Origin of the sequence: Pedobacter psychrodurus (assembly GCF_032678585.1) — a bacterium.
Taxonomy (GTDB): Bacteria; Bacteroidota; Bacteroidia; order Sphingobacteriales; family Sphingobacteriaceae; genus Pedobacter; species Pedobacter psychrodurus_A.
This window is the reverse complement of the sequence record NZ_JAVTSN010000030.1, coordinates 74,780-95,014: the sequence shown is the minus strand read 5'-3', so window position 1 is coordinate 95,014 and position 20,235 is coordinate 74,780. Positions and strand designations below refer to the sequence as shown.

At 40.2% G+C, this 20,235-nt stretch carries 15 protein-coding genes and 1 tRNA gene; 10 read left to right on the top strand and 6 right to left on the bottom strand.

The window, feature by feature from the left end; all coding sequences use genetic code 11:
- The first annotated feature begins 746 nt into the window (after nt 1-746).
- A complete protein-coding gene (locus tag R2S57_RS19115) occupies nt 747-3,899 on the top strand; it encodes a TonB-dependent receptor (protein ID WP_316846540.1) in 3,153 nt (1,050 codons plus the stop codon).
- A gap of 11 nt (nt 3,900-3,910) precedes the next feature.
- Nucleotides 3,911-5,392, top strand: coding sequence for a RagB/SusD family nutrient uptake outer membrane protein (locus R2S57_RS19110; protein WP_316846539.1), 1,482 nt, complete (start codon nt 3,911-3,913; stop codon nt 5,390-5,392).
- A 74-nt stretch (nt 5,393-5,466) separates the two neighbouring features.
- Here R2S57_RS19110 and R2S57_RS19105 read toward each other — a convergent pair whose 3' ends face one another.
- Both R2S57_RS19105 and R2S57_RS19100 read right to left on the bottom strand, forming a co-directional pair.
- Nucleotides 5,467-5,874, bottom strand: coding sequence for a DoxX family protein (locus R2S57_RS19105; RefSeq protein ID WP_316846538.1), 408 nt, complete (start codon nt 5,872-5,874; stop codon nt 5,467-5,469).
- A 1-nt stretch (nt 5,875) separates the two neighbouring features.
- The gene (locus R2S57_RS19100) at nt 5,876-6,775 is read right to left on the bottom strand and encodes an LD-carboxypeptidase (protein WP_316846537.1); all 900 of its coding nucleotides are present in this window, start codon (nt 6,773-6,775) and stop codon (nt 5,876-5,878) included.
- Nucleotides 6,776-6,815: 40 nt separating this feature from the next.
- Here R2S57_RS19100 and metG point away from each other — a divergent pair, with 40 nt between their 5' ends.
- Nucleotides 6,816-8,927, top strand: coding sequence for a methionine--tRNA ligase (gene metG / locus R2S57_RS19095; RefSeq protein ID WP_316846536.1), 2,112 nt, complete (start codon nt 6,816-6,818; stop codon nt 8,925-8,927).
- An 88-nt stretch (nt 8,928-9,015) separates the two neighbouring features.
- Here the strand turns inward: metG and R2S57_RS19090 are convergent, their stop codons facing one another.
- Nucleotides 9,016-9,738 (bottom strand): SDR family oxidoreductase, encoded by a 723-nt coding sequence (locus tag R2S57_RS19090; protein WP_316846535.1) that lies wholly within the window; start codon nt 9,736-9,738, stop codon nt 9,016-9,018.
- Nucleotides 9,739-9,975: 237 nt separating this feature from the next.
- Here R2S57_RS19090 and R2S57_RS19085 point away from each other — a divergent pair.
- The 4 genes from R2S57_RS19085 (at nt 9,976) to R2S57_RS19070 (ending at nt 13,355) form a co-directional block, all read left to right on the top strand.
- Nucleotides 9,976-10,047: transfer RNA gene (locus tag R2S57_RS19085), tRNA-Arg, on the top strand.
- A gap of 312 nt (nt 10,048-10,359) precedes the next feature.
- Nucleotides 10,360-11,631 (top strand): site-specific integrase, encoded by a 1,272-nt coding sequence (locus tag R2S57_RS19080; RefSeq protein WP_316846534.1) that lies wholly within the window; start codon nt 10,360-10,362, stop codon nt 11,629-11,631.
- 174 nt (nt 11,632-11,805) lie between these two features.
- Complete coding sequence (locus R2S57_RS19075; protein WP_047799834.1) at nt 11,806-12,096, top strand: helix-turn-helix domain-containing protein; 291 nt, start codon at nt 11,806-11,808, stop codon at nt 12,094-12,096.
- On the top strand, nt 12,096-13,355 hold the full coding sequence (locus R2S57_RS19070; RefSeq protein ID WP_316846533.1) for a HipA domain-containing protein: 1,260 nt from the start codon (nt 12,096-12,098) through the stop codon (nt 13,353-13,355). Before R2S57_RS19075 ends, R2S57_RS19070 begins: the two co-directional genes overlap by 1 nt.
- 373 nt (nt 13,356-13,728) lie before the next feature.
- Here the strand turns inward: R2S57_RS19070 and R2S57_RS30555 are convergent, their stop codons facing one another.
- The 3 genes from R2S57_RS30555 to R2S57_RS19060 form a co-directional block, all read right to left on the bottom strand.
- On the bottom strand, nt 13,729-13,827 hold the full coding sequence (locus R2S57_RS30555; RefSeq protein ID WP_410479087.1) for a hypothetical protein: 99 nt from the start codon (nt 13,825-13,827) through the stop codon (nt 13,729-13,731).
- 446 nt (nt 13,828-14,273) lie between these two features.
- On the bottom strand, nt 14,274-15,326 hold the full coding sequence (locus R2S57_RS19065) for a macro domain-containing protein (protein ID WP_316846532.1): 1,053 nt from the start codon (nt 15,324-15,326) through the stop codon (nt 14,274-14,276).
- Nucleotides 15,326-15,973: a DUF4433 domain-containing protein gene (locus tag R2S57_RS19060; RefSeq protein WP_316846531.1), complete on the bottom strand. Its 648-nt coding sequence runs from the start codon at nt 15,971-15,973 to the stop codon at nt 15,326-15,328. The genes R2S57_RS19065 and R2S57_RS19060 overlap by 1 nt, the downstream gene beginning before the upstream one ends.
- A 212-nt stretch (nt 15,974-16,185) precedes the next feature.
- On the opposite strand from R2S57_RS19060, the gene R2S57_RS19055 reads away from it, so the two are divergent.
- Genes R2S57_RS19055 through R2S57_RS19045 form a run of 3 tightly spaced genes read left to right on the top strand, consistent with a single transcriptional unit; the run spans nt 16,186 to nt 19,900 of the window.
- Nucleotides 16,186-16,575, top strand: coding sequence for a hypothetical protein (locus R2S57_RS19055; RefSeq protein ID WP_056086162.1), 390 nt, complete (start codon nt 16,186-16,188; stop codon nt 16,573-16,575).
- Nucleotides 16,576-16,577: 2 nt separating this feature from the next.
- Complete coding sequence (locus tag R2S57_RS19050; protein WP_316846530.1) at nt 16,578-19,190, top strand: DUF4132 domain-containing protein; 2,613 nt, start codon at nt 16,578-16,580, stop codon at nt 19,188-19,190.
- A complete protein-coding gene (locus tag R2S57_RS19045) occupies nt 19,190-19,900 on the top strand; it encodes a HesA/MoeB/ThiF family protein (RefSeq protein WP_316846529.1) in 711 nt (236 codons plus the stop codon). The genes R2S57_RS19050 and R2S57_RS19045 overlap by 1 nt, the downstream gene beginning before the upstream one ends.
- Nucleotides 19,901-20,235: the final 335 nt, after the last annotated feature.

Here is a 20,235-nt window from a genome sequence, read left to right as displayed (position 1 = left end):
CTTCACATCATTTCTTTTGTTGCTCTTAAATGATATTTATCTGCCAATTTCCGTCTGTTTTATTGTACTAAATAAGAGGTTTTTGATTGTAATGTTACGTTTAGAATAGTTTTTGGTTGACGTTTTATCTGGTTTACTGTGTTTAGATGGCTTTATTGACTGATTTCCGGTTTTTTTTACCATTTTTCTAAAAATATTTTTGTTTTTATTAGGTTGTATTTCGCTTTTCTATAAGTTTTTTATTTTTTACTCTTCATTATTTGCATTGTTTGGTTATAAATAGTATTTTGGGTTAATCATTAACCAAACTAAACTAAATTTCATGAAAAAACCTCTAAAAGGTTCGTTTGTGTCGGTATCTGTTGCGCAATTTGCAATAATCCGCTGCCGAACGGGCATAAAAGAACCGCCTGAATCAAATTATGACTCAATCTCCACGCTAAAAGTCTAATGCTAGAAAATTGCTGTTAGAACCACCACAGTAATGATCAATTAGAACAATAACATTAGAATTCCTGTAATAAATAATTAAGAAGCCTTGCCCCATCAGATGGTTAGGTGGCTTAATCGCATTAATTCTAAATGTTTAAGAAGATTAGGGTCTCTATTTTCGGATTTTATAATCGATTCATTATGAGTTATTTATTTCTATTGGTAGAAGTGAGGCTTTGATCATGTAAAATCTAAATTGCAATAAACTAAATCACATATCGGGTATTATTAACTAAAACTAAACTAAATTTTTTATGAAAAAACTTCTACAAAGTTTGTTCATACTGCTATTTATTGCTTCCTCAGCAATAGCGCAGGATCGAACAATCACAGGAACAGTTACGGGTCAGGAGGATGGATTACCACTCCCTGGTGTAAGTGTTAAAATGAAAGGTGCATCAGGCGGAACCACAACTGGTGCAGATGGTAAATATTCACTTAAAATTTCAACGAAAGCAACAGCATTGGAATTCTCCTACATTGGCTTCCTAAGTCAGACAAGATCTATTGGCGCGAGCAATACAGTTAACGTACAATTGAAAAGCGATTCCAAAACATTATCTGATGTGGTGGTAACAGGTTATACTACACAATCGAAAAGAGATGTTACTGGCTCAATTGCAAGTGTAAGTGGCGAGAAACTTAAAAACCAACCCGTTCAGAGTTTCGAGCAGGCATTGGCTGGTAAAGCCGCAGGCGTAAACATTATTCAGCCGAACGGCGTACTGAACAACCCTCCTGTTTTCAGGGTGCGTGGTTTTAACTCCATCTCGTTAAGTTCTTATCCATTGATTATTGTGGATGGTATTCCGGTATTTACGGGTGATCAATCGTCCAATAGTGCAGCTGGCAATGCTTTGGGAGATATTAATCCGGCTGATATTGAATCAATCGATATTCTAAAGGATGCAGCTTCATCTGCAATCTATGGTTCAAGGGCCGCCAACGGGGTTGTGGTAATTACCACTAAAAAGGGTAAGCAAGGCATAACCAAAGTTAACTATGAGGGATGGGTAGGAACAACAAAGGCCCAGAACCTTACGCCCTTATTAAATGCATCAGAATATGTGCTGATCAAAAATGAATCAAGGACCAATAACGGCCAGGCTCCGGCATTCTTCTTGCAAAATAAATCTGACGGCTCTCAGGTAGAAACCAACTGGTACGACTACGCTTATAGAACCGCAACCTCTCAAAATCATGCCCTGAACTTTTCGGGTGCAAATGATAAAACCTCATATTATGTATCGGTGGGTTATAGCAATCAGGAAGGTTTTATTATTGGCAACTCTTTCGAAAGAAAAAACGGACGTGTTAATTTAGATCATAAACTATTTAAAAATGTAACCATTGGAACCAACTTTTCGTACAGTAATACTTTAAACCGTGCGCCCAATACAGGTTCATTGGCAGGTCAGGCCTTTTCAACGGTAGGTTTGGGTAGGTTGGCCATTGTACTTCCTCCAAACGTAGCCGCTTATAACGAGGATGGCTCTTATAACATCAATGCTCCGGCAGGTTCAGTTGGTTTAGGTGCGAATACTATTGCATCAAACTATCCTAATGCGGCTGTGTTGGTAAATGAAGATAAAAATACTTCAGAGAGCGACCGTATTATTGCGAATGCCTATGCTTCAATCCAAATTGTAAAAGGCCTAACTTTTAAAACTACCTATAGTTTAGATAATCTTAAAATCGATAACAACTCTTTTGTAAACCGTTTACAGGGTGATGGCTTTTCTTATGGTGGTGGTGCAACCAGTAATTTTGTGAAAAATAGCAGATGGAACTGGTCTAACACTTTAAACTATAGCGGCGTTTTTGGCGATCATACCCTAGGCGCATTTATTGGTGCTGAAGACCAGTATACTAAATCACTTGGTTATGGTGCAACCAGGCAAGGTGTTATTGATCCTTTTATCGAAGTTTTTCAGGGTGCCTTTGGTGCCATTACTCCTGCGGGCTTAGTGCAGGGAGATAATGCTTTCCGTTCTTACTTTGGTAGTGTGAATTACGATTATAAGAAGAAATATTACTTAACTGGATCCTTCAGGCGTGATGGTTACTCGGGCTTATCGGCTGGAAACCAGTATGGTAACTTCGGCGGCGCATCAGTTGGTTATGCCATCTCTGAAGAAAATTTCTATAAAGAATTGGGCATCAGTAAAGTATTAACACGCATTAAATTACATGGAAGTTATGGAGAGGTTGGAAATATCAATATCGGTAATTACCCGGCCCTATTCTTATATAATCCAGGGCTGTACGGCACATCTCCAGCATTGTCATTTTCTCAGGCAGGAAATCCTAATTTAAGATGGGAAACCAGTAAAAAAGCAGATATTGGAATTAATCTTGAATTCTTAAGCGGGCGTTTCTCATTGGATGTAGATTATTACCATAATGATATCGATAACCTGGTTCAAAATGCGCCTCAGGCACCTTCAAAAGGTATTCCTGACAATGCCATCACAACAAACATTGGTAAGATGTATAATAAAGGTTTTGAGTTTACTTTAAATTCAAGAAATTTTGAAGGTGATGACTTCGGGTGGACAACGAGTTTTACTTTCAGTACCTTGAAGAATGAAGTTACTGCATTAGGTAATAACAATGCCGACGTTTTCGGTGCAACTTCTCTTGAAACGGCGAACATTACACGTGTTGGCTACCCAATCGGCTCTATTTATACTGTACCTACCGCAGGTGTTGACCCAGCAACTGGTGAACGTATATTCGTGAATAGATTTGGACAAAAACTGAGATTCAGTTTTGGGCGTGCTACTGCTGCACGTTATCAATATCTTGACGGTCCAAATGCAGGACAGAATGCTCCAGCCATTGACGCGGCATTAGATGCAACGATCACCGGTCAATCCATACCAAAATGGTTTGGTGGTTTAGATAATAATTTCCGCTATAAAGCTTTTGATTTAAGTTTAGGATTAACATTCTCTGGTGGTAACAAAATTTACTATGGATCGCTAGCCGGTCTTCGCGATCAACGTTTTTGGAACAATGATGCAGGGATGTTGAATAGATGGACCACGCCAGGCCAAATTACGGATATTCCTCGTGTTGTTTATGGTGACAATACTTCAAACGGATCTGCTTTTGCACAATCACAAAATGTTTTCACTGGTAATTTCTTAAAAGTTAGAAATCTGGCATTGGGTTATACGCTGCCAAAAACACTTTTAAGTAAATATGGCGTTTCGAATATTAGGGTGTATGCACAATCAAGTAATCTTTTGATTATATCTGGTTACCCAGGCCCAGATCCAGAGGTTTCTGTAAATGGTAACTCTACTACGACAGGAAATAGTGGTAACCTGGCTCCAGGTGTAGATAGGAATTCTGTGCCATCGGGAAGGACATTTACGTTTGGTATTAATGTTGGATTTTAAAATTAGAGATCATGAAAATTAAAATAAACAATAAATTAAAATATCTTTTTATAGCTGCCCCCTTGCTATTTGCATCGTCGTGTAAAAAGGATTTCTTAACTACAGCTCCAGATACCTCCTTGCCAATTGAAGATGCGTTTGCCAACCCGGATCGGATCCTTTCACAGGTAAACGGTATTTACGCAGGCGTAAAAAACGGACAGTTTTATGGCGGAAGATACTTAATCTATAATGATATCCGTGGTGAGGACTTTGTCGTAAACAAACCCAATGGGGTAACAGGTTTAGATACCTGGAGGTTCAACCTGGTTTCCAATACGAATGAAGTCGTAAATTTATGGGGTGCAATTTATGCTGCAATTAACAGGGCAAACCTGGTTATAGAAGGTGTTAATGCCAATGCCTCCCTGCTTACACCGGCAGTGGCAAAACAATATATTGCAGAAGCCAAATTTTTGCGGGGCTTATGTTATTATAGCGCATTGCAACTATATGCCAAACCTTATATTACAGATAACGGCGCTAGTTTAGGCGTTCCCTTAAGGCTTAAGGGAGAGAAAGATTTAACTGGTAACGACTTAAAAAGAAGTACTGTTGCAGAGGTGTATACACAGATTTTAAAAGATTTAAATGAGGCAGAGCCAGACCTGGCATTAACTTTACCAACAACAGCGATATCCACTAGGGCTTCCAGAAATACGGCTATTGCATTGAAAACCAGGATATATCTGGCGATGGGAAATTTACCCTCAGTTGTTACTGAAGCCGATAAAATTGTTAGCGCAACAGCACCATTTAAAGCAACAACAGGCACGCCCTTACAGTTAGAAGCCAATATCACTAATGTATTTGGCGGTGCTTATGTGGGTAATGCAACTGCTACTGAAGCTGTGTTATCATTCCCAATGACAGATTTAAATGCGCCAGGCACCCAGAACCAGTTGGCCTATTATTACAATGTTTCGCCAAATCAGGCAGGTGGCAATGAAGAATATTTCTTAAACCCTACTGGAATTTTGGCCAATCCTGTATTCGCAGCTGGTTCGACCGATGCCAGAAAAGGTTTAACAGCAGTTTCTGGTGCCAATACCTATTTAGCCAAATTCAAAAAACCTTCTCCTTATACCGATTACATTCCGGTAATCAGATATGCCGAGGTTTTATTAAACCTGGCGGAAGCAACTGTGGTAACAGATCCTACAAGGTCTATCGCATTATTAACGGCAGTTAGGCAGAGATCCAATCCAGGTTATGTGTTTCCGGCAACAGATTTATTGCCAGCTAATTTGAAAAACACCATCCTTACCGAAAGAAGAATTGAGTTACTTGGAGAAGGTTTTAGATCTCCGGATGTAATGAGATTAGGTGCAGGCTTTACCGCGAAAAGTGGTCCTCAGGGTACCGCTCCTGCTATTCCATTTAATACGGCAGGTTATATCTGGCCAATATCGGCTAATGAGGTTCAAAACAATAAATTGATTGTACAGAACTAGAGCTGCTTTAAACAACAAAAGGCTGGGAAAAATTTCCCAGCCTTTTGTTATTATCAATGAATTTAAATGTTAAACTACTTCTTATCCACACTATATTTCCCCGGGCCGATGAAAATCAATCCAAAAAATGCAATGCCCAATTCAATCGCATGACTGGCGCCTCCTAATCCATCGCCCTTGCCAAAATGTACCAAAGCGGCTATTACCATGGTGAAGATTAATAAAATTAAGGCCGGACGGAAGAATAAACCTACAATTAAAAGGAAGCCACCAAAGGTTTCAGTCGCTGCGGCCATAAATCCCCAGAATATGGGTAAAAAGTTTATGCCAATTACTTTCATGCTTCCTCCTAAACCAGTCCAGCCGCTTGGGCCGCCCGCAAGTTTTGGGAAACCATGGATAATAAACATTACGCCTAAGCCAATGCGTAATAGTAACAACCCGGTATTTCGATATTTTCCTAAATTGTCTAAAATTGCCATCTTATAAATATTTAAATTGAACGTTATGAGCTTCTACTTTTAGGTTCACCTCGGCACCTAAAGTCATACATAAATTATTGTCGATATGGCCAGTCGGGAAATTAAAGCAAACCGGATAATCGTACTCTTTCACAATGTCCCAGATTACCTGATCGGCTGTTTGTCCGAAAGAAATTTTTTCCTCTTCAATTTCATTAAAAGCACCAACAATCAATCCTTTTAATTGGTCGAGTTTACCTGCTCTTTTTAACATGCGTAACATGCGGTCGATGCTGTATTCGTGTTCTCCAACATCCTCGAGGAAAAGAATTTTATCTTTAAAATCCATTTCCGAAACCGAACCCTGTACCATGGCCAATAAAGTTAAGTTACCGCCAATTAAAATACCATTGGCCTCACCTATCCTATTTTTGAATACACTCTGGTATTCATAGGTCTGTTTTTCGCCAAATAACGCCTTCCGTAAAGAGGTCAGTGCCTCTCCGGTAGATTCATCAAATGTATAGGGCATCTGTGCGTGTAAGCATTGCGTGAGGCTTTGGGCAATCAGATGCGAAAGTATTACGGTAATATCACTAAAACCAACAAACCATTTAGGGCTTTTGTCGAATTCTGTAAAATCTAAGTCATCTATAATACGGATGGTACCGTACCCTCCACGACCAGAAATAATAGCTTTTATGGAGGGATCGTCCAAAAAGCGTTGGATATCCTGGGTTCTTAATATGTCGTTCCCGGCAAACTGGTGGTGGCTGGCATATACACTATCCCCAATAATAACCTCTAGTCCCCAGCTTTTTAATAGCTCAATGGCCTGGTCGATCGGTTTGGGTAATTTCTTTGCCGGACAAACCAGGGCAATCTTATCTCCTTTTTTTAAATACGGGGGCTGCTTAATCATCTTCAAAACACTTATCTTTGCCAAATTAATAAAAATTGTTTTGGATAATAGTAAAATAAAAAGATATACCGTAACTGCAGCACTTCCATATACCAATGGACCGGTTCATATTGGACACCTTGCTGGTGTTTACATCCCTGCAGATATTTATGCCCGTTACCTAAGATCAAATAAACGCGATGTGAAATTCATTTGCGGATCTGATGAAAACGGTGTGCCCATTACTTTAAAAGCCAAAAGAGAAGGGATTACCCCTCAGGAAGTGGTAGATAAATACCATAAAATTATTGGCGATTCTTTTAAAGAATTTGGGGTTTCTTTTGATATTTATCACCGTACCTCTTCGCTTACGCATCATCAAACAGCAGCCGATTTCTTCGAAACCTTATATGATAAAGGTGTTTTTACTGAAGAAATTACCGAGCAATATTATGATGCGACGGCGAAACAATTTTTAGCCGATCGTTATATCACCGGTACCTGCCCAAAATGCGGTAACGAAAATGCCTATGGCGATCAGTGCGAAAACTGTGGCTCTACCCTGAATGCTACCGATTTAATCAATCCCAAATCGACATTATCAGGGGATAAACCCATTTTAAAAGAGACTAAAAACTGGTTTTTGCCACTTGATAAATATGAAGACCGTTTAAGAACTTATATCGAAAGCCATAAAGAGTGGCGTCCGAATGTATATGGCCAGTGCCAAAGTTGGTTAAATGCAGGTCTACAGCCAAGGGCGATGACGCGCGATTTAGATTGGGGGGTGCGTGTTCCACTTCGCGATGCCGAAGGTAAGGTGCTTTATGTATGGTTTGATGCCCCTATCGGATATATTTCGGCTACGAAAGAGCTTTGCAATTATGCCAAGCTTGATGTGTGGAATCCAAAAGCTGAAGAATATTATATCAGCAGTTATGAAAGCGATAAGTGTGGTTGGGAAGAATACTGGAAAAGTGACGAAACCAAATTGGTTCACTTTATCGGAAAGGATAATATTGTTTTCCATTGCATTATTTTTCCTGCTATGTTAATGGCGCATGGCGAATATACTTTGGCCGATAATGTTCCTGCAAATGAGTTTTTAAACTTAGAAGGACAAAAAATATCGACTTCTAAAAACTGGGCAGTTTGGCTGAACGAGTATTTAAGAGAATTTGAAGGTAAACAGGATGTATTGCGTTATGTGTTAACTGCAACCGCTCCAGAAACAAAGGATAACGATTTTACCTGGAAGGATTTTCAGGCGAGAAATAACAACGAATTAGTCGCCATATTGGGGAACTTTGTAAACCGAGTAGTTGTGCTTACGCATAAATACTTTGGAGGTACCGTGCCTACCTGTATGGAAATTACGGATGTTGATCAGGCTGTTATTGACGAATTGGCTGGTTATCCTGCTAAAATATCGGCTTCGATCGAAAATTATCGCTTTAGAGAAGCTTTGTCTGAGGTCATGAATGTTGCCCGTTTGGGTAATAAATATCTTGCTGAAACAGAGCCTTGGAAACTGATTAAGACAGACGAAGATCGCGTGAGGACCATATTACATATTGCGCTCCAGATCACCGCCAATATTCAGATCCTAATTGAACCTTTCTTGCCTTTCACCGCAGAAAAGTTAATGAAGATGCTAATCAATGGTGGACATGATTGGGAAAATGCCGGTGGTGTAAACTTATTAAAACGCGGGCATCAAATTGGTGAGGGTGTTCTTTTATTCGAAAAGATAGAAGACGCTGAAATTGATTTTCAAATCGAAAAACTTAATCAAAGTAAGGCAAGCAATGCTGCTGCGAATGTAGCAGAGGCTGTTCCGGCAAAAGAGAACATCCAGTTTGATGATTTCTCTGCAATGGATATCCGCGTAGCGACGATTATTGCTGCAGAAAAGGTAGAGAAGACTAAAAAGTTGCTAAAATTGACGGTAAATACAGGTCTCGACGAAAGGACTGTGGTTTCTGGCATCGCTGAATATTATAAGCCAGAAGATATTGTTGGTAAACAAGTAAGTATGATCGTTAACCTGGCGCCAAGAGAAATTAAAGGCATTGTATCTCAGGGAATGATTTTAATGGCCGAAAATTCGGAGGGGAAACTCACTTTTGTGGCCCCTGCAGAAAAATTTCAGGAAGGTAGCGTAATCAGGTAATCCTGCTGCCAACTAAAAACAAAAAAGCCATTTGATTAAATTCAAATGGCTTTTTTGATCATTTATTTCGGTGCAATAGCTTTAATACTTATGGATTCATCCGGTTGAAATAATCCGCTATCACCTCATTATTTGCTTTTGCCCTATCACCACTGGTTCCAAAGGTAAGCTCGGTTTTTCCTGCTTTCATCTGTTCAAAAACCGACTCTACAAAGTCGCTCACCTCAGGATGTGCATCATGTATACCTTTTCCACCTAAATCAGTATTTAAAGCGGGTGGTATCATTTCAATTACCTCTATAGGAGAAGCTTTAAGGCTGTGGCGCAAAGAGAGCGTAAAAGAACGCATAAATGCTTTTGTACCACAATAAACCGGTACAGCTGATAAGGGTACAAAAGCCAGTCCGGATGTTACGTTAATGACCGTATCTAGTGAATCCAATCCTGTAAACAATTTTGTTAAATGAAGTGGAGCCAATACATTGGTGGTAATTTCGTCATTTGCTTTTTCGTAAAAATCGCTGTCGGTAATGTTGATCCAGTTCTGGATGCCGGCATTATTTACGAGCACATTTAAATCGCTATGGTTTTCAGCAATCCAGTTGTATAGCTCAATCCGATCAGCCTCAACAGCCAAATCGCATACTTTGGTAATTACCGATGGTAATTTTTCTGCAGCTTCTTTTAAGGCCGATTCGCGTCTGCCACAGATAATTACCGTATTGTTTTCTTTGATAAACCTTTCTGCTAGTCCGAAGCCGATGCCACTTGCACCACCAGTGATGAGTATTTTGTTATTTGCTAATTTCATGTTCTTAATCAATTTGTTAAGACAAAGATGAAGCTATTCAAAAGATTTATTATGGTGAGTAGTACAGTTTTTTCCAATAAGCTTTTCAGTGTACGCTACTTTTAAAAATAGCTTTTATAAAAGCCGTAATATTAGTTTTTATATAGTTTGAGGTTAATTTTATATCTGTAAAAGCTTATTAAAATGAATTCTCTTGCGACAAAACTTTTGTTATATTTGCGCAACAAAAAATAAAATGGTCCCGTAGTTCAACGGATAGAATAGAAGTTTCCTAAACTTTAGATATGAGTTCGATTCTCGTCGGGACCACTTCCTTAGATTCAAACCAGAACATTGTCGCGCAAATCGTTGATTTTCAAGGCTTTGTTTTGGTTTTTATAACACATTAAGACTCGTTTTCGACCATTCTGAATGGTTAATCTTAGTGAGTCGAAAACTGACTATTTTTTGTAAAACACTGTAGGTCAGTGGATTGATTGAAGCATCAAAACCAGAATTATTCCGAAATGTTCGGGTGCTGGATTGTTTTGTAAGATATTGATTTACAGCTCGTTCGACTGAAGAACATCTTGATGACTCACTGGCTCAAATGTACATTTGTTTAATTTTAAATGTATCATTATGAGTTACAATTTTCATCTTTTATTTTATCTGAAAAGACCAAAAAATTTTACCAAGGGCGAGATGATGCCCATCTATTTACGGATTACCGTGAAAGGAAAACATTCGGAATATTCTGTCGGCAGGGAAATTGTTCCCAGCTTCTGGTCTGCGCTTAAAGGAAAAGGCACCGGTCTGCGCGAGGAGATCCGTGAACTTAATGATTATCTGGACACGCTGGCCTCAAAAGTTCGACGGTTTCATACCGCTCTTGTTGAGAAGGAAGATGAGGTGACAGCGGTGATCTTACGGGATCATCTTACCGGTAAGAATACGTCTAACCATAGCCTGCTGAGAGTTTATCAGAAGCACAATGACAATATGGAAAAACTGATAGGTAAAGGATACAGTTATAGTACGTTTCAAACCTACCAAAGTTCCATCAGACATGTTAAACAATTTCTTCAGCTCAAATATGAGGTTCAGGACATTAACATCAAAAAGGTGGATTTTAAATTTATCACCGATTATGAGCTATTTCTTAGAATAGATCGAGGAAATAATGCAATGTCTGCCCGGAAATATATTGTTCACCTCAAAAAAATCATGCTGTATTGCTTGGGTGCCGGATGGATCGTTGGTAATCCATTTATAAATTATCATAATACTGCTAAAGCTAAGGCAAGGACTTTTCTAAATATGGAAGAGTTGGATAGGATCAAAAGCAGGGAATTTCCACTTGAGCGTTTAAACATCGTTCGAGACATTTTTATTTTCAGTTGCTATACAGGCTTGTCTTATATAGACGTGAAACAGCTTCGCCCGGATCAGATTACAAAGGGTGATGACGGTAATTTATGGATATTCATCAAACGGCAGAAAACGGAAACTCCCTGTCACATCCCCTTGTTGGATGAGGCGAAAGTAATTCTTGACAGATATAAAAATCACAGGATATGCAGATGGAGAAAAGTGGCATTGCCAGTGCTCACTAATCAACGCATGAATGGTTACCTGAAAGAGATCGCCGATCTTTGTACCATCACTAAAGTACTCACTTATCATCTGGCTCGTCATACTTTCGCGACGACTATTACGCTTTCAAATGGTGTTCCGATTGAGACCGTATCCCATATGCTTGGCCACAATAGCTTAAAAACCACCCAACATTATGCGAAGGTGATCGATACGAAAGTTAGTACTGAGATGTCTGCATTACAGGAGAAACTTCTGGAACGGAATAAGGATGAAGAGGATACTGGGGATATGAAAGTTATGAAGCTCTTTAGGTAAAGACGAAATAGTTACTGATGGATAATATTATGCTCATTTAGGCTATTATTGGGCATAATATTATCCATTTAGTTTTATCAATCTTAACTTTTGTTAGAAAATCGTATGATATGAGTATATTAATGAGTGTTATTATATCCATTATTATTATATTTGGGTATAATTATACTCATTATGAGATCGAAGAAAGTTGTTGTATTTCCAAAATATAAAATGATTTGGGATCAGTTAGGCGAAAACATCAAACTTGCCAGGAAGCGCAGAAAATTAACTGCAATTCAACTTGCAGAACGCGCTGCTATTGAAAGAGCAACTCTTCGTAAAATTGAACGGGGGGACCCTGGAGTGTCTATGGGAGCATATTTCAATGTACTTAAGGCACTGAATCTGCATGAAGATTTCCTCAAGCTGGCAGTAGATGATGAACTTGGGAGAAAACTTCAAGACTTAGATTTGTTAAAGTAATGGCAGCAACAAAGACAGATATATGGGTATACGCTCACTGGAAAGGCATGGATGCCCCACGGTGCATAGGTGTGATTTCTGCTCAGCAGAGTAAAGGACATAGGATATTTGGATTTGAATACGACCGGCGTTGGCTAAAGTCTGATCAGTTGTTTTTGCTTGATCCTGAAATCGGTTTATATTCAGGAACCCAATACCCTGACAAAAAAGACAATTTTGGTATATTTATGGATTCGATGCCGGATACCTGGGGACGAAAACTTATGTTGCGTCGTGCTGCGCAAACTGCTTTTGCTAAAGGGGACGCGACACCGAAACTATACGAAATTGATTTTTTGCTGGGCGTTCATGATGCTTCCAGGATGGGAGCATTAAGGTTCAAGCTAGATCCCAACGGATCTTTTCTTGATGATAACAAGAATAATCCTACTCCACCAATTACTCATCTTCGGGAGCTACAGGCAAGTGTCAAAGCTTATGAAGAAGATGAGGAAGGGAAAAATGGTAGTGATTGGATTCCAATGCTTTTTGCGCCAGGGTCATCGCTGGGTGGAGCAAGGCCAAAAGCAAATGTTGTTGATTTGGATGGTCATTTGTGTATTGCAAAGTTTCCCTCAAAAGCTGATATAATTGATAAGGCTGCATGGGAATACTTAGCTTATAAACTGGCGACCAAGGCTGGAATCAATATGCCAGTTTGTACACTTGAAAAGGTAAAAGGACCCTATCGTACATTCTTATCCAGGCGGTTTGATCGGGATATGGGTGAGCGTATTCATTTTGCTTCGGCTATGACTATGACAAAAAATAGTGAGGATAGCATTAGGGACGCTACTCCTAGTTATCTTGAGATAGCAGATTTTATACAGCGTTATGGATCGAACATAGAAGAAGACCTGCATCAATTGTGGGGAAGGATAGTATTTAACATAGCAATCTCCAACACGGATGATCATTTAAGGAATCATGGCTTTTTATTGAGAGCAAATGGATGGAGGTTATCGCCTGCGTATGATATCAATCCCTCAGTAGATAAAAATGGATTGGCTCTTAATATTGATATGGACAATAATGCGTTGGATTTCGATTTGGCTTTAAGTGTTGGCGAATTGTTTCAGCTAAAAGAAAATCAAATGCACCAAATCATTAAAGAGATTTCAATAGCTGTAAAGGATTGGCGAACGATAGCTACTAAATTGGGAATATCCCGGGCGGAACAAGAAGAAATGTCTCCCGCATTTAGAATAATTACTAAATAGTGAAAGGAAAGGAATCATTATAAATACGTTGACCAATTAGAAGGAAACACGAGTATTTAGATAGATTGCTGGCAATGTAACAGGAAATCGGATGTAATTTGTCTTGTCAACCTTAATCTAAATATTTGTTTTCAATCATTATGATGTATTTGATTGAAGTAACAATCAGATTAAGAAAATTTTAAAATACGGTATCACAACTGACCTACATTGATGTCGGCCAGTTCGATCAAGATTGAGATTTCGCTTGTTGAAGGGCAAATGATTAGATTCTGATCCGATATGGACCGATACGAGCCGATTCTGATCCGATCACATTAGTGTATAACAAGACCCAGGTCCAACCCCATGATGTTCTATAACTTTTGTTTAATCAATTCTCAACCATCCTTTTTATAGTTGAGCCAGATGAACCAGTTTTTACGGCTAGATCGCTGGTTTTGATCCCTGGATTGCTTTCAATAGCAAGCAGTATCTTGTCTTTTGGTGATAGTGATTGGTTAACGTTTCGACTTTCAGTTTACGCATCAATGCTTCTTGAATATTTTTAAGACTTTCCAAGAAAAAAGATACCCATGCAGATATATCTTCATTTGGCCTTAACGCTTGGCAAGACCTAAGTACACCATAATACTCTGTTTTTTACTTTCAATCAGGGCTTGGGATCATGTATATTTAGTGAGGCTCCCGACCCTACCCCAAAAAGTGGGGAAGAACCACTTTTTGGGAAATTTACACCCTAGCTGCAGAATAAAATTTCTAAGCTTGAAAGAGTATTATTTTAAAGTCAGATATAGAATTAGCGAAATCCCCAAGGTAACTGCAAATCGGGATGGGAAGATAGGATTATCTAAATAAAAGAGATGGATTGAAAGCTGTGCTGATACGAATAATAGTTTATTGCATAAATGTATTTCTTTAAGCAAAATTCAATTGCGTCCCATAATTGAGTAGGTGTTCCCAAGCAATATCGATATACTTATCCTTGAAGAGCTTTTTCTTTCTTTCTGACCATTTTACAGATACAGCGGCCTCTTCTTTGCTAATACCGGGATTTTCCTTTTTGACAAAATCCAAGGAGGCCAGGATCTCTATAGAAAGTGCGGACTGAAAGCCATCCAGAAGCTTAACCAGCTGCTTGATAATATTCTGTTGATCTGATGTCAGCTCTCTCTTTACAAAGTCTGAGACCTCCGCCAGCCTGGTATATTGAAGCTCAAATGGCTCAAACGCCTTAAGCTCGTTCTGTTCGAGTCCCCTGATGAATTTACCATTCATGGCCTGAACCATATGCTCGACCTGAACACTATATGGACCGTAGTGAAGCGCCTGAAACTTTAACCTTTTGAAATTGCCTTCCCCTAATCTCTGAAGAAAATAAGCAAGTTTGTTTGCTATAAACAGACTGGTATTTTCGCCAAGGGAATCATAGTAAAACATTGCGTAAAGCAGTATGGCCTTTGCGGGCGTCAACTTAACATCCTTATTTTGGTCCTGCTGTTTTAATATCTGCTTTACCTGGTCATTCGGTTCGTAGACGATAATATCCACACCCTCAAGGCGACCCATATATTCCTCTATCATTGGCTTAACCTTTTCCCATTTTAAGCCACCATTGCCGCAACCTAGTGGCGGTATTGCGATACTTTTTATCTCTCTTTCGAGGATAATCCTGGAAAGGTCTTTAAGTCCTTCCTCTATATAACTATATTGGGATTTCTTGTACCATTCGGTCTTGGTCGGAAAGTTAATTATAGTGCGCTCCCCTTCAAGTGTGCCGTCATTAACTACCAACAGTTTTCCCGGGACAACTGACCCTTTCTTGCATTCTTCCAAATAAATCTTGAAGTTCAAGGGAAACCGTTCCTTAAACTGCAGGGCAATGCCCTTGCCCATTACGCCAACTGTATTGACTGTATTGACCAATGCCTGTGTCGAGGCGTCCAGCAAATTACCTTTAATATATTTCATTAGTAATAATATTTGCCTTTTGGATTTATGTGTATGTTTAAATCTAAATTAAGCTCTTTTTTGATCTCTACTACCTGTGCCTGTCTTTCAGCGTCAAACACAACAACATTACTTATACAGCCCGGCGGAACGGAATGTTTGACCAAAAACTCAGCCTGCTTCTTTCTCATTCTGTCCAAATCCTCATCTGTTGCGTGCCAGTAACGCTCGTGTGCAAGCCCTCGGTCAACCTGATCAATATCGTCTGTGTTATTATAAAACGTTGTAATGGCTGTTTTAGCGTGACCATCTGTGAAGCACCATTCTCCGCAATTACTGATTATGTTCCGTAGATTGCAGCAAAGGTACACAATATCTTTTTGAGGACGTTGGGTAATATTTCTCTGACCTGTTTTTATATTTAGCAACATCGGGGAAAGCGGGCCAAAATAAAAAGGTATGTAGTCACCCAGTTGGCCGTTAGGCGGATTGATTTTGACCTGATGGTCATGCCTTTGCTGGATCAGGTTTGAATCTCCGATATTGATGTAATCAGGATCTGCTTGGGCGTGCCCATAACTAAACAGCCCATTTAGCAGAGCATATCTAAGATTATCAATATGTGTAATCCGAAAAATCCAGATTTTATCAAGTTCAGGCTGAGGCATCAGTACAAAAATATCAAATTTAATGAGACCTTATAATATGGGCAGAATTTAAATTCTGTAACATAAAAACATTTGCAAAGAAACAATGCAGATTTTTTTTCTGAAGGAAACCAATATCTTGTATCCAGCCCAGCATCTGTTTTTAAATTTGCCAGGCAAAAAGAAAATTTGCATCTTGAAAACAAATTCTAAACCGCTATCAAAACATTTACATGACCATTACTATTAAAGATGAAACCTTTGCTGGTAAAATCCTTCAGGAGATCCAGCTTCATTTCCAGTCCAGCACCGTAAGCGTATCAGAGATTATCTCAAGCCGCGTAAGAAAAGAGGTCGAAAACTACAACAATAAACTCCCTGAATATTTTAATGGTCTGGTTGAGCCGACAGATGCTGAAAAGACACTTAATGGATACAAGCTTAAAAACCGGAAACTCATCGATGCCGAAAAACAGGTTTACGTTGCTTTGGATGCCTTTCAGAAAAACGGCTTTTTTGTACTCATCGATAACCAACAGTCTGAAAGCCTGGAACAGCAGGTCGAGCTCGGTGACAACACGGCCATCAGTTTCATTAAACTAACACCTTTAGTTGGGGGATAGCGATGAAAATATTTGATAAGATTAAGCAGGCCATAGCTGGTGCAACTGAAAAAGTTTCTAGTAGCCTCACGGATTCCCTATCGACTGAAAACGCGGATTTCAAAAAGGTTATTGTTTCTACTCGGAAGGAGTGCGTGAAAATGAACGAGCACTTTTATGAGGTCAAGCTCAGCGGTATTGATGTTTACCAGAATGAGGTGCAAAACTGGTCAGATGATAAAAAAACAGATTTCCTGTTGTACTGCCTTAGCGAAACAGACGCTTATAGAAAACATAATCGTGATACCAGCTCAGAAGAATACAAAGACAATAGCGTAAGGGATGCCTATCTGACCCAGCTTCTTCGAACAAAGATCCATTATCATGATAATGATATCATCAGGATCATTGACGCCTTTTTCACCAAAAAACGGTATGGCAAATGGTCTACTTTCAGCCAGTGGCCGATCGCACTGTTTATCAACCAGCTTTTAAACCAGTACAAAGCCGTTCAGCCTGCTGACGCGGTAAAAGTTGCGCTTGAGAAATTAAAAAAAGCCTATACCAGCAGTGATCAGACGACATTGAAAGAAATCGTCAAATTAAAAGCTAAACTTGATGAACTGCTTTTCGAGCAGACGGCCAACGAAGCCAAACCGACGCTTTTTCTGGGTGAGGATGCGCTTGCCGTTTATGCCAACCCCATGCTGATGGCCATGGAAAATCCGGAAAAACAAATCTGGTTTGACTTGCTTTCCAAAGCCCAGAAAGCAAGCGGCGCAAAACCGAGCAAAAAATACCTTGATGAATCCCTCGCCTTGGTCAAGACCATGGGGACGGATAAATTCAAGAAAGTCATCGGCAGCTGGATAGAGTTCGTTACTGCACACAAGGAAACTACCGTGACGCATACCTATGGCACCGGGGCCCAGCGTTATAACTACAGCACGACTGAATTTTTAAGTGGCATTAACTTGGATGCCATCAAGGGCCTGGTCTGGATATGTGCACACTTTCATGATCAGAACACACTCAACCTCATCGCTAAGCTGGCCGAACGGTGCTTCCGGAAAATTCCGGGCAAAGGCCCGGCAGCGGCAGGCCTGGGGAACGCTTGTTTGTATGCGCTCTATAAATCTAAGGGCCTTGATGGTATTGGGCATCTTTCCAGGCTTAAGCTACGCATCAAACAATCCAGCACCCAGACCCTCATCGAAAAATACATTGCTGAGGCAGCTGCTTTCCAAAAAGTCTCAACGCATGATATTGAGGATATGGCTGTCGAGGATTTTAAGCTTAGTCATGGAAAGCGCAGTTACGCTTTTGAAGATTATAACTGTACACTCGAGATTACCGGCATAGGTAAATCAGCGCTTAGCTGGACCAGGCCGGACGGAAGTCCTCAAAAAACGGTCCCTGCTTTCATCAAGGAAAAATACGCGCAGCGGCTTAAAAAAATAAAGGATACACAAAAACAAGTTGATCAAAATACCTCAGCCCAGAGAGACCGGATTGACAGGCTTTTTAGAACAGGCAGGGTATGGAATTACGAAAACTTTGAAAAGTATTTTCTGCAGCATGGTCTGGTCAGCTTTATCGCTGAAAAGATCATCTGGACATTTACCAACCCTGAAAACCCCGGCCATCCGCAAAGCCTCATTCAAATCGGTCAGGAATGGGAGGACTATAATGGTAACCGGGCGACACCCGAAAATACTTGTGTGGTATCGCTTTGGCATCCTGCTTTATCCAGCACTCAGGAAACTACCCAGTGGCGGGCTTTTCTCAGCGGACAGAAAATCCAGCAGCCTCTAAAACAGGCCTACAGGGAAGTCTACCTGCTCACAGATGCCGAAATCAATACCCGCACCTATAGCAATCGCATGGCCTCGCACATTTTAAAACAGCATCAGTTCAACATGCTGGCCAAGACACGCGGATGGAAATACTCGCTGCTTGGCGCTTACGATGATGGCCGTGACAACGAGTCTGCAAAGGTTCATCTTCCCGAATATAACCTTCGTGCAGAGTATTGGGTAAACGAGGTCGCAGCCGATGACGCCTTTAACGATACTGGGATCTGGAACTATATTTCCACCGACCAGGTCCGCTTCATCGATACTTCAAATGACCAGGTGAAAAACCTGATTGATATCCCTGCTCTTCCCCTTTCAGAGGTGCTCAGGGATGTGGATTTATTTGTCGGTGTTGCGAGTGTGGGTAACGATCCCACCTGGCAAGACTCTGGGGGACTGCCAGCTTATCGCGATTATTGGACAACTTTCTCTTTTGGGGATTTATCAGAGGTGGCTAAAAACAGGAAAGAAATCATCACGAATTTATTGCCGCGCCTCAAGATTAGCAAAGTTGCCCAGATTAAGGATAAGTTCCTGGTGGTACAGGGTACCTTACGTACCTATAAGATCCATTTGGGAAGCACCAACATCCTGATGGAACCCAATGACCAATACCTCTGTATCGTGCCTGACCGAAGCCAAAAAAACCAGACAGAAAATCTTTTTATACCATTTGAAGGTGATGCAGGTTTATCGGTAATCCTCTCCAAGGCATTTTTGCTCGCCCAGGATGATAAGATCACCGATACAACCATCACCTCCCAGATCAACAGAAGTTAATGCAGCGCTACCAACAGCAGATCCTGGTGCCACAGGTACTCAAGGGAGGACAGGAAAAGATCGGCAATGCCAAAGTGCTCATCATTGGTGCAGGTGGGCTGGGCGTACCCCTTGCAACCTACCTGGCCTCGGCCGGTGTTGGCCATATCGGGATAGTGGATCAGGACACTATTTCAATCACCAACCTGCACCGCCAGTTTCTGTATACCGTAGCAGACCTGAACAAAAACAAGGTAGACATTTTAAAAGAAAGGCTTCAGCAGATTAATCCTGAAATACAGATCACCGCCTATTGCGAAAAGCTGGATGAAAACAATGCAGGGGAATTGATTGAGAACTACGGGATCTTATGCGACTGCACAGATGATACTGAAACAAGGATCTTGATCGGGGCAATCAGCGCGGCGCTGCATAAGCCCTTGGTATATGCAGCAGTATTGGAATGGACGGCCTATCTGACAGTGTTGAATCATAAACAAGGGATCAAGCTCGAAGATATCTTCTCTAGTCAGGCCCTGCGTGAAAATGAGCTCAATACCTGTAACAATTCCGGTATCATCAATACCACCTGCGGAACAGCTGCAACTATGCAAGCTTCAGAAGTTTTAAAAATAATCCTTGACCTTGAGAGTAATCTGGATGGCCGGCTACTCTGCATGGATATACTGAAAAATATCTTTAAATCCTTCAGGATACAAAAGTCCTGCTAAGCTGAGCCAAACTTAATAAAGATTGCCGGTGATAGAGAGGTATATTTTAGTAAAACTGGTGAAGAACCAGTATCCGCGTGAATGTCAGTAAAAGCCTTAAACCGTTTTAGCGTAAACCGAAATTGGAAAATATAATTAGTGGGTCAACATGCTCCAGAATATCCACATGTACATTTAAGATTAAAAAAGCCTCCAAAATCTAAGAGAGAATTAGAAACAATTTGGAGCTACTTTATCAATATGCCTAAATTTAACACTGACTATCTCATCTTCAGAATCAAGGATAAAATCAGCATTATCTTTAAGTCGTATTTGAGAATTGATCTGCATTTATT